This window comes from Okeania sp. SIO3B5 (assembly GCF_010692555.1).
GTDB lineage: Bacteria > Cyanobacteriota > Cyanobacteriia > Cyanobacteriales > Microcoleaceae > Okeania.
The window spans coordinates 1-11249 of the sequence record NZ_JAAHHG010000327.1 but is presented as its reverse complement, the minus strand read 5'-3'; the positions used below and the strand labels follow the sequence as shown (position 1 = coordinate 11249).

9 protein-coding genes and 1 CRISPR repeat array are annotated in these 11249 nt (G+C 35.8%); of the genes, 6 read left to right on the top strand and 3 right to left on the bottom strand.

All coding sequences use genetic code 11. The features are described 5' to 3' along the window. The 3 genes from F6K54_RS30415 to F6K54_RS30405 all read right to left on the bottom strand — a co-directional run. A partial coding sequence (locus F6K54_RS30415; RefSeq protein WP_293086211.1) for a Uma2 family endonuclease occupies positions 1–530 on the bottom strand: 530 nt, incomplete at its 3' end. A gap of 1 nt (position 531) precedes the next feature. Then, positions 532–1095 carry a Uma2 family endonuclease gene (locus F6K54_RS30410; protein ID WP_293086208.1) on the bottom strand — a complete coding sequence of 188 codons (564 nt, stop codon included), beginning with the start codon at positions 1093–1095 and terminating at the stop codon, positions 532–534. Between the two features lie 80 nt (positions 1096–1175). Next, positions 1176–1501: a CRISPR direct-repeat array (repeat unit 24 nt; unit sequence AATTCAAAAGTCATGCATTCAAAA). A gap of 249 nt (positions 1502–1750) precedes the next feature. Continuing rightward, a complete protein-coding gene (locus F6K54_RS30405; protein ID WP_293086205.1) occupies positions 1751–4675 on the bottom strand; it encodes a calcium-translocating P-type ATPase, PMCA-type in 2925 nt (974 codons plus the stop codon). Between the two features lie 236 nt (positions 4676–4911). Between F6K54_RS30405 and F6K54_RS30400 the strand changes: the two genes are divergently transcribed. From F6K54_RS30400 to F6K54_RS30375, 6 genes are all read left to right on the top strand, one after another. Beyond that, on the top strand, positions 4912–6033 hold the full coding sequence (locus F6K54_RS30400) for a DNA cytosine methyltransferase (protein ID WP_293086202.1): 1122 nt from the start codon (positions 4912–4914) through the stop codon (positions 6031–6033). Positions 6034–6085: 52 nt separating this feature from the next. After that, a complete protein-coding gene (locus tag F6K54_RS30395) occupies positions 6086–6358 on the top strand; it encodes a type II toxin-antitoxin system ParD family antitoxin (RefSeq protein WP_293086199.1) in 273 nt (90 codons plus the stop codon). Positions 6359–6974: 616 nt separating this feature from the next. After that, positions 6975–7535: a COP23 domain-containing protein gene (locus F6K54_RS30390; protein WP_293086196.1), complete on the top strand. Its 561-nt coding sequence runs from the start codon at positions 6975–6977 to the stop codon at positions 7533–7535. Positions 7536–7809: 274 nt separating this feature from the next. Then, complete coding sequence (locus F6K54_RS30385; RefSeq protein ID WP_293086193.1) at positions 7810–8031, top strand: element excision factor XisI family protein; 222 nt, start codon at positions 7810–7812, stop codon at positions 8029–8031. Between the two features lie 322 nt (positions 8032–8353). Then, on the top strand, positions 8354–10210 hold the full coding sequence (locus F6K54_RS30380; RefSeq protein ID WP_293086190.1) for a serine protease: 1857 nt from the start codon (positions 8354–8356) through the stop codon (positions 10208–10210). 268 nt (positions 10211–10478) lie between these two features. Further along, entirely contained in the window at positions 10479–10946 is a 468-nt protein-coding gene (locus F6K54_RS30375; RefSeq protein WP_293086187.1) for a hypothetical protein, read from the top strand. The last annotated feature ends 303 nt before the right edge of the window (positions 10947–11249 follow it).

Genomic DNA, 11249 nt, shown 5'->3' with positions numbered 1-11249 from the left:
TATTTACTCCTAAGCATCTGTTCATATTTTCCCTTATTTAGACAATAAATATCAAAACTTCCGTTTTGCCAAAACCAAACTTCAGAAACTCCTAAACCTCGATAAACTTCTAAAGCATTAATACCTCCACTGGTAATTACAACTTCAATAGCTAAATCGGGAATATCTTTATTACTAAACAGACAATAACATTCATCAGGTTCAATACCTCTAACTGTTACTTCCGACCGAAAATTAGTTGAGCCAAAACCATAAAAACGAATGCAACTTTCCTCAAAATAAACCTCTAATAACCGACCAATATTACTCTTAATAAATTCATGGCGACGACTCGGCGACATAATTTCTAAGCACCCTTCTAAAAAAGTTACACGCCAACAATAATTATCTTGCCAACTCTTCAATAACTGTTCGTAGACTTGCCAACTAATTCCACCCATAACAAAAATTTTATCGGCATCAATAGAGGTAAAATCATCTTCTATCATCAATTTTTCTAACTGTTGTAAACCCTCTACAAAGCTCAACATTTCAACCTCCTAAAATTTCATCAACACTTAAATTAATATCCTCAAAAGCTTGAATAGTTAAATTCTGTTCTCGAGAAAATTGCTGCTGATACTGATAACTATTCTCCACAGGTTGCCGATAAACTTCTACTAATTGTTGATTAATATTTATCAACCACACTTCACAAATTCCATTTTCAGCATACAAATCTACTTTGACTTCCCGGTCATATTTAATACTTGAGTCAGCTACTTCAACTAATAATAAAATATCTTCTGGTTGTGGATGTTTTTCAGCATAATAATCATCGCGCCACTTCAGCAAAACTAAATCTGGTTGTGGCTCACTTTCATTATTTAAGTCTATGGGATTCTGAGCATCAACTATCGCTTTTCCTGACAATAGTTTATTAAAAATTCCATTTAAGCGCCTTACACAACCAGCATCAGGAATTCCAATAGGTGCCATTTTAATAATTTCTCCTGCAATTAATTCTACTCGTTCATCTGGCTTAAGAATACCTACTTCAGCCATTTGATAATATTCTTTAACGGTAAGCTTTCGTTTTTGTAACTCTACAGACATAATCGCCTCTGATGATATTTACTAAGTTTTAGTGTAGCTCTTATAGTGGACTGACACATCTAAAATGGTGCATTAGATTCAATTCAAAAGTCATGCATTCAAAAGTCAAAAGTAAGAATTTTTAATTCAAAAGTCTAGTAGTGGATTGTTTCACCTAAATTAGATTCAATTCAAAAGTCATGCATTCAAAAGTCAAAAGTAAGAATTTTTAATTCAAAAGTCATGCATTCAAAAGTCAAAAGTAAGAATTTTTAATTCAAAAGTCATGCATTCAAAAGTCAAAAGTAAGAATTTTTAATTCAAAAGTCATGCATTCAAAAGTCAAAAGTAAGAATTTTTAATTCAAAAGTCATGCATTCAAAAGTCAAAAGTAAGAATTTTCAATTCAAAAGTCATGCATTCAAAAGTCAAAAGTAAGAATTTTCAATTCAAAAGTCTAGTAGTGGATTGTTTCACCTAAATTAGATTCAATTCAAAAGTCATGCATTCAAAAGTCAAAAGTAAGAATTTTTAATTCAAAAGTCTAGTAGCGCGTCAAGCTTGAAATAGTGTTTTAGGAAAATTCTCCAAACCTTAGTCAGGGCAAGAATTATACTCAAAAATTTAATACACCATTTTCAGCTTGACACGCCACTACTGCTACTGCTACAACATTTTAAGAAACCTTAAACCTCATCTGAATCATTCGCCAAATTTCTCCAATCCACAACACAATAGAAGTACCACCAACAATTACCAACCAATCTCTTAAAGATAAAGGAACCGTCCTAAATACAGCTCCACCAAATTGCACCATCAAAATTTGCCCTACAAAAATAAAGGCAGCGATCGCCACAAAACTGCCATTTTTACTAATATTAGAAAATGCAGATTCTTGTAAACCAAAACATTTGGCATTAAACATATTCCAAAACTGCAACATCACAAATGTAGTAAAAAATAGAGATAATTCATAAGGAGTTACCACTCTATCTTTCTGGATATAAAGTAAGAAAGCAACGAAAAATACCAGGAATACTGCAGCTACGGAAAAAATACTCACCATCATTGGTTTAGAAATAATAAAATCTTGGGAATTTCTAGGTGTATTTTCCATCACTTTTGGATTAGGGGGTTCCGTTGCTAAAGCTAAAGCAGCAAAAGTATCCATAATCAAATTCACCCACAATAATTGAGTCACCGTAAACGGCAAATTAATCCCAATAAACGGCCCCAACAAAGCTATTCCACAAGCAGCAACATTTATTGTTAACTGAAATAGAATAAACTTCTGAATATTTTGGTAAAGCGATCGCCCCCACATCACGGCATTTTCTATACTGGCAAAAGAGTCATTCAAAATAATGATATCGCTTGCCTCTTTAGCAACAGAAGTACCGCTACCCATAGACAAACCTACCTGCGCTTGATTCAAAGCAGGTGCATCATTAGTACCATCACCCGTAACTGCCACAACTTCCCCGCTAGTTTGTAATAACTGTACAATACGTTGCTTATCCTGGGGACGCGCTCTAGCAATCACTTTAACTTTTTTCAGCACTGCTAAAACTGCTTCATCATCCAGGGAACGTAGTTTACCACCAGTAATACAACAATCATTAGGATCGTCCTGACTTATAATACCGATTTCGCGAGCTATTTCTACCGCAGTCAGACGACTATCCCCAGTAATCATCTTGACTTTTACACCAGCTTTTTGACAGATTTTAACTGCATTTGGTACTTCTTCTCGCACTGGATCGGCGATCGCCACAAAACCCAACCAAATCAAATCGTGATACTGTTCGAGTTCTTTTCCCTGTTGATAGTCTTGGGGGTCTCGAATATAGGCAAATCCCAAAGTCCGTCTGCCAATAGTTTCATACTGATTTAACTCTGCTGCAATAGATTCTCTTGTAGAATCTGCAAAAGGTTTGACTCCCTCCGCAGTCAGAATTTGATGACAACTCGCGAGCAGTAATTCTGGCGCACCTTTAATATGGAGTATTTTGTCTCCTGTGATGGAGGAATTTCCCATAGTTGCCATGTACTTTCTGTCTGCTGAAAAAGTTAACTGACTAACGATATCAAAATCATCTCGTTTATCAATGTACTCAATATTATTTTCCTCCAACCACAATAGCAAAGCACCTTCTGTATGGTCTCCTAGAGGAATAGATTCTTCACCTTTTTTATATTCTAGGTTAGCTGTACTATTGCTACAAATTGCTTCTATTATAATGTTGTCAGGATTGAGAGTTTGACCGTCTAAGCTAGGAAAATTTACATCACTCACCTGCATTTTATTTTCGGTCAATGTACCTGTTTTATCGGAACAAATGATTGTTGTCGCACCGATGGTTTCGCAAGCGTGCATCCGGCGCACTAGATTATTTTGTTGAGTCATTTTCTGCATACTGTAAGCTAGACTGAGAGTAACGCTCAGTGCTAGTCCTTCGGGTACTGCCACAACGATAACTGCAACTGCAATCATAAAGTAGGTGAGGAATTTAACAGCAACATCTGCTGATATCCAGTCAGTAGGAGAAGTGGGAACCAATTCTAAATAGTAACCTACCCCGATACCGATGCCAGATATTGCCAGGGCAAGCAAAATATTTTTTACCCAAGCTATCCCGCTATCATTTTCCAGCCACTCTGGTAGTTCGATTTCTTTGCCTACTGATTCCAATCCATCTACGATTATTGGCAACCATACTCTAGTCAGAGCAACAGTTAAGCTAACTGTCAGGATACTGATAATGTACCATTGTCCAGAGGTTAGATTGAGTTCTCCGGTGAAGATACCCCGTGCTACTAAGGCGATATCAATTAAGACTGCTATGACTAAACCAAGAATACCAATTAGATTACTAAGACGTTCGAGTTGTAGATTTAGAGGCGTTTCTACATCTGTGATATCTAGAACGCATCTAGCAGTTTTGCCAATTTCTGTCTCATCGCCAACTGCTGTGATTTCGATTACTCCATGTCCATCATTGACTACAGTATCTCGCAATACTTTATTTGGTGGATAAGCGCAACCAGTATTACCATTAGAGGATAATTTGACATCTGCTATTTTGGGAACAGGTATTGCTTCTCCCGTTAAACTAGCTTCATTAACTTCCAGAGAAACTGCTTCTAATACTTGACCATCTGCTGGTATTTCGTCTCCTGTTTCTATCAGTACAATATCGCCTACTACTAAATCTTTTTTCGGAACTGTTGTAACTTTATTATCCCTAATTACTGCGATAGGAATTTCATCACTTACTTGATTGAGAATATCGAATTCTTTACCAGCTTTATATTCATTTAAAAAAGCAACAGAGGTAGCCAGAATTATGGCAGCAATAATGCCTAAACCTTCTACATAATTACCTTCAAAAATTCCCACAGTAATGGCAATAACGGCGGCAATTATTAGAATCCTAATTACTGGGTCGTCGAACTTTTCTAACCATAATTTCCACCAAGGCGATCGCTTGGGTGGCGTTAATAAATTAGACCCATGTGTTTGCCTATTTGCCTCCACTTCACCCTGTGTGAGTCCTTTATAGCGACTTTGTTTTTGCCGTGGTTCTTGAGTTGTTTTCATTAATTAATCTCCTTGCCAAAGTTTACTTTGGTGAGTCTCGTTATAATTTTAGTATTTTATTGTTTTATGTCTTAACTTTATTAATATATCTTAAATTCGTAATTTTGTCTAGAAATGTTTATAATTAAGAAAATAATTTATTTTTTTGTATATGTTTGCAATCAAAAAAATTGATTTGATGGTGAAAATATGATACATTTTTATTCGTCAAAAAGAACGCTTTTTTGTTTGATAAAATGTTGATTGAACGTGTCAATAAAATACAGTGGAAAATACCACCAAAACTTATCTCTTTATTTTCAGGTTGTGGAGGAATGGATTTACCATTTCATTACGCAGGATTTAAGTTAATTTGGGCAGTTGATTCTAATTTTTATGCCTGTCAAACTTTTAAGCAAAATATTGCTGATGTTATCAAGCATAATCAAATTGAAAATATAGATATTCATGCAGTTCCAAAGGCAGATTTAATTACGGGAGGGTTTCCTTGTCAAGATTTTTCAATGATTTGGAAGCGTCCTGGTTTAGAGGGTACAAGAGGCAATTTATATACCTACTTCTTAGAATTTGTTAAAAAGAAACAACCAAAGGCATTTATAGCAGAAAATGTCAAAGGTTTATTAAGTGCGAATAAACATCAAGCAATTCAACAGATAATATCAGATTTTGAAAGTATATCTCCAGGTTATTTAGTTAAACCTAAATTATACAAATTTGCCGATTATGGAGTACCTCAGTTTCGGGAAAGAGTAATTTTAGTAGGGATTAGAATGGATACAGGTTTTAATTTTATTCATCCTCAGCCAGAATATGGTATTGGTCGTAAATATCCTTATAAAACTGCTGGTAAAGCACTTAAAAATGTAGAAAAAGTTCCCAACAATAATGAACATCAAAAAATTAAACCTCGAACAATTGAAATATTGAAAAGAATAAAAGCAGGAGGTAATTTTAGAGATATTCCGAAAGATAGTCCCTACTATGTAAAAGGAATGATTAGTCATGTTTATCGGCGAATAGATCCAGACAAACCTTCTGCAACAATTATTGCTGGTGGGGGTGGAGGAACATGGGGTTATCATTATCCCGAACCAAGGTCTTTAACAAATAGAGAAAGAGCAAGGTTACAAACATTTCCTGATGATTTTATTTTTGAAGGTTCTTTTACTGAAATTAGGCGGCAAATTGGTAATGCAGTACCTCCAGATGGAATTGTTTCTATTGTTGAATCTTTGATTCCATTATTTAAAGATGATTATCAGAAAATAGATTTATATAGTCTTAGTAAATATTTGCAGGGTATGTCAATCAAAGATAGATTAAAATTCGCAGAATTAGAATTAGAATCAGAATTATAATTACAATCAATACAATATAGAATTAAATATAGTTGATTTTTTAAATCGAACGATGAATATTATCTTAAGTCCCGAACAAGAAAAATTTATTCAATCCCAAATTGCTAAGGGAAGGTATACCAATATTCAACAGGCGATCGATGTTGCTTTAAAACTATTAGAAAAACAAGAACAAGATTATCAAGAATGGCTTGATGAAACTCGCGCTCAAGTCAAAGTAGGTTTAGAACAATTAGAAAGGGGTGAAAAAGTTTATGGAGAAATTGTTATTGCACAATTAAAGCAAAAATTTAAGCAGTTGCGAGAGGAAAATTTAGGTGAATAAATATAGTTTATCTCAAGCAGCTATTCGCGTTCTAGATGAGATTTATGATTAGGAATAGTGGCAGTACTAATTGATGAGATAAGAATAGTAGAAGCGGAATGTGGGTTATATAGTCTTAGTAAACATTTGCAAGGTATGTCAATAAAAGAGAGATTAAAATTAGCATAATTAGAATTAGATGAATAACAAATCCAGTTAATTTGACTCTGATTTTTGAGATTAATTTTATGACTATTTATACTATTTATACATATTTTAAAACTCAAATGTATTGAAAATAATTTTGATGATTTTTCTGAAACTTTCTGGAATTATCAAAGTGACTTTTGTAGGTAAATTCATTGTTTCTCAAACTCAATTTATGCTAATTAAATCTAGCTGCTAGATGCAAAAATTGAATATAATTGATATATATTGAATACAATTGATATAGCATTTCTCATAAAGATGAGGTACATTTACGATCCCCCGCGCATCCCCCTTTTTAAGGGGAACTTTGAAACCTCCTCCCTTTTTAAATTCCCCCCTTACTAAGGGGGGTTAGGGGGGATCTAAAACTGTATCTCACCAATTTGAGAAACGCTATATATATTTTTTGGTAATAGGAGTGCTATGTATGAATTTTCAATTTCTCAAACAATGGGCAACTATTGGTTGCTTGAGTTTAGCTGTAACTTCTGGGCTAACTCAGTACAGTCAGGCCCAACAAGCTAGTCGTTTTGCTAGTTTCTACTGTGGTACTGATAATGGTAAAGCTACTACTATAGCAGACCATCCTATCAGGGGAAAAATAACTCTAATTATTTGGGAAAGCGAGTATTTCATCAAAGCTGGATATGACCCCCAGAAACGTTGCCGTGAAGTTTCTGATAACTTTGAGAAGTTTCAACAGACAGGAGATTTGAGTAAAATTGTTCCTAGTCGTGCAAATAACCAACCTGTATTATGCGCTATTGGTAGTCTAAATAACTATACTGGCAATTGTCCTAGTTCTAATGTTTTAATGACTCTTATACCTGGTGATAATGCTCAAGGAATGGTTAATCAAATAGGTGAATTAAATCTAAAAGATTCTGTCGATCCTTTGAAACATTCGGCTAGTATTTTTGAACAATATGGAGATATAAAGACTATTAATATTGATGCAATGTTGAAATATTCTCCACCTACTAAATAATTTGTTTGGTTTGAGTTTTGTCTAGCTAATGTAGGTTGGGTAGAACGAAGTGTTAGCGGAGCTTCCTGGAGGGAAACCCAACAAAGTAGCAAAATTTGTAGTAGACTGACACAGCTAAAACTGTGCATTAGCTTTTAACTTGAAAATTCTTACTTTTGACTTTTGACTTTTGACTTTTGAATTGAATCTAATGCACCATTAAAATGTGTCAGTCTACTAGGATAAATTATTTTTTAACAATTGTTTATAATTCAGACATTGAGGAAATTATCAAATGGCAATAGACTATAGTCAAATTATCCAAAATCTTATCAAAGAACAAGCTTCTTTGCACAAGTCTGGCAATGTTCGGGTAGAGACAATTTTCGATACTGAGCGTCACCATTACCTCTTAGTACAAGTCGGTTGGGCTAAACACCATTGGGTATACGGTGCTATTCTGCATCTAGATATTATTGAAGACAAACGGTCATTTTTGTCATCCGCCAAGAAATAAATTTCTTGGCTCATAGCAGAAGTCATCTAAAGATGACTAAAGGTAAAAGAAGGTATATGAGTCAATAGTCATCTGAAAGATGACTTGAGCTATTAGCCAAGGATTTCAATCCTTGGCAGGTATTGGCGAGTCATCTTTGTCATCCGCCAAGTCCGCCAAGAAATAAATTTCTTGGCTCAAAGCAGAAGTCATCTAAAGATGACTAAAGGTAAAAGAAGGTATATGAGTCAATAGTCATCTGAAAGATGACTTGAGCTATTAGCCAAGGATTTCAATCCTTGGCAGGTATTGGTGGGTCATATTTTTCATCAAAACAACCATAATGAAACATATTACTAAAATAACAATTGGATTAATCACCATTGCTCTGGTTGGCTACAGTAAATCTGAATCAGAAATAAGTACAAATGTATCTACTAAAATTTCCATATCAAATCCAATTTTTACTGCTAGACAAGACAATATTCCTTTAAGTCCATTTGCTCTAAATAGATTAGCTGAAAACATTACTGTAGAAATTGTTACTCCTAGTGTTACTACTGGAGGTGGTAGATTTTCCCCTGCTGGTTCCGGGGTAATTATTGGTAAAAAAGATTCTACTTATTATGTGCTGACTGCGGAGCATATTTTTCCTGACAAAAATGATTATCGAGTGGTTGTTCGTAGTAAAAAACCGGGGGAGGATGCAGAAGTAGTTAAACTAGAAATTATCCGCCGTTACCGAAAGCAGGATTTGGCAGTGGTAAAGTTTGCTAGTCTGAAGGAATATAAGGTGGTGGAAGTAGGGGAGGTGAGTCAGTTAAATAATAATAGTCAAGTTTATGTGGGGGGTTGGCCTGGAGTTGAGAATAGGGAGGGTTTTCAGTTTACTCCTGCCAAGGTGACTAACCCACGAGCAGGAGATAATTTGAATTATCAACCTACTGAAGCTGGTGAGGGTGTGTATAAAGGTATGAGTGGGGGAGCGGTTTTGAATGAGATGGGGCAGTTGGTAGGTATTCATGTGGGGTTGACGGAGGATGATAGAGATGGGGATGGGGTTTTGATTTCGACTTTTTTGCGGGAGATGCCACAGGATGTTAGCAGGGTTTTGGTGAGGCCAACTCCTGTTGTCTCGCCTTCTCCGACTAGAGAAAATCAGAGTGCCACAAATGATGGTAATGCTACTCGATATCAAACCCAGGATGCTGATGCTTACAACAAAAGGGGTCATGTTTACCATCAACAGGGAAAATATGAACAGGCGCTCGCTGAGTTTAACCAAGCTATTCAAATCAATCCCAAAGATGCTATAGCTTACAACAACAGGGGTCAAGTTTACCATCACCAGGGAGAAGATGAAAAGGCGCTCGCTGAGTTTAACCAAGCTATTCAAATCAATCCCAAATATGCTGATGCTTACTATCAACGGGGTCATGTTTACTATAACCAGGGAGAATATGAAAAAGCCCTCGCTGACTATAACCAAGCCATTCAAATCAATCCCGAATTGTTTTATGCTTACAACAGCAGGGGTCATTTTTACCGTAAACAGGGAAAATATGAACAGGCCCTTGCTGACTTTAACCAAGCCATTCAAATCGAACCCAAAGATTCTTATGCTTACAGTAACAGGGGTTTAGTTTACTATGACCAGGGAAAATATGAACAGGCCCTCGCTGAGTTTAACCAAGCCATTCAAATCAATCCCAAAGATGTTTATGCTTACAACAACAGGGGTTGGCTTTACTATGACCAGGGAAAATATGAACAGGCCCTCGCTGAGTTTAACCAAGCTATTCGACTCAATCCCAAAGATGTTTATGCTTACAACAACAGAGGTTTGGTTTACCGTAAACAGGGAAAATATGAACAGGCGCTCGCTGAGTTTAACCAAGCTATTCAACTCAAGCCCAAAGATGTTTATGCTTACAACAACAAGGGTTGGGTTCACTATGACCAGGGAAAATATGAACAGGCGATCGCTGAGTTTAACAAAGCTATTCAACTCAATACCAAAAATGCCAGTGCCTACTATAACCGGGGTCTGATTCACGAGCGTAACAAAAATATTGAAAAAGCGATATCAGATTTTGAACAAGCTGCCAGTTTATTTAAACAACAAGGAGATCAAAAGTGGTATCAAAAGTCTCGAGATAAACTCGTAGAATTACTAGGATATCGTGATAGTGCATTGTAATGGTCGTGCATTGTCATTATGTTTGTTACAGGGTGGCAGTGGGAGTATCTTGCTCCCGTGCCAAGTATTCCTTTTTCCTGTATACCATTACTATGCAGGACTACCGAGGAACTTAATGAGTATTTGTAGGTTGGGTTAAGGCAACGTTATCGTGGCTTATCGGCAGAGTAAACCCAACATAAACCCAAAACGTATACCAAGTTGAACATCCTAAAAGCGATCGCTCTATAATCCAATTATCCTTTAACGAACCAAATCAAAACTACCAATGACTAGACAATCATCAGACCCTTCTCAAAATAATTCTCCACGACCTGGAAAAGGTAGGTCGTTAGCAGTAATAGTGACAGCAATAACGATAATTGGTGGTATTCTTGGTATTATTACTAATACAGCAAACATTTTTGACAGGTTTCAAGGAGTATTTCAAAAACCAGAAACCAATACTCAAACAATATTAGACACAGTAACTAAAAAAGCAGAATCAGCTATTAGTAAAGCCAAAGTTGCTTTAGAAAAAGCACAATTAGAAACTGCCAGAGACGAACTACAAAAAGCAATTCAAGAATTAGAAAATATTCCTCTAAATCAAGGTACTGAGAATCAAATTCAAACTAAAAAAACCGAATATATAAAAATCATCTATCAAATAGACCAGGCATTAGAAAAAAAACCTTGTTATGAATTATTATATAAAATAGATGATTGCCAAGAATATCCATTCAACAATGAATAATGAATAATGAATAATGAATAATTACCTCTCCTTGAAAAGAAGAGGATTGACTAATAATGAAAATTTTTCTTTATTATCCCCTTAAAAGGGGAGGCTTTCAACCACAATTTTTCGGTAAAATTAGATGATGGCTGAGGTTTGCAGTTCTGACCTTATGAGGCTAACTGACACCTAAATAGGGTTTGCTGAATAAATTGGTTGGTGGGGTAGGACACGGGGACGCGGAGACGCGGGGACGCGGAGATGGGGGCACAGGCAAGGGTTTCGGCCATTTTATGTGAAGAAATTTTCGTGAATTTCAGC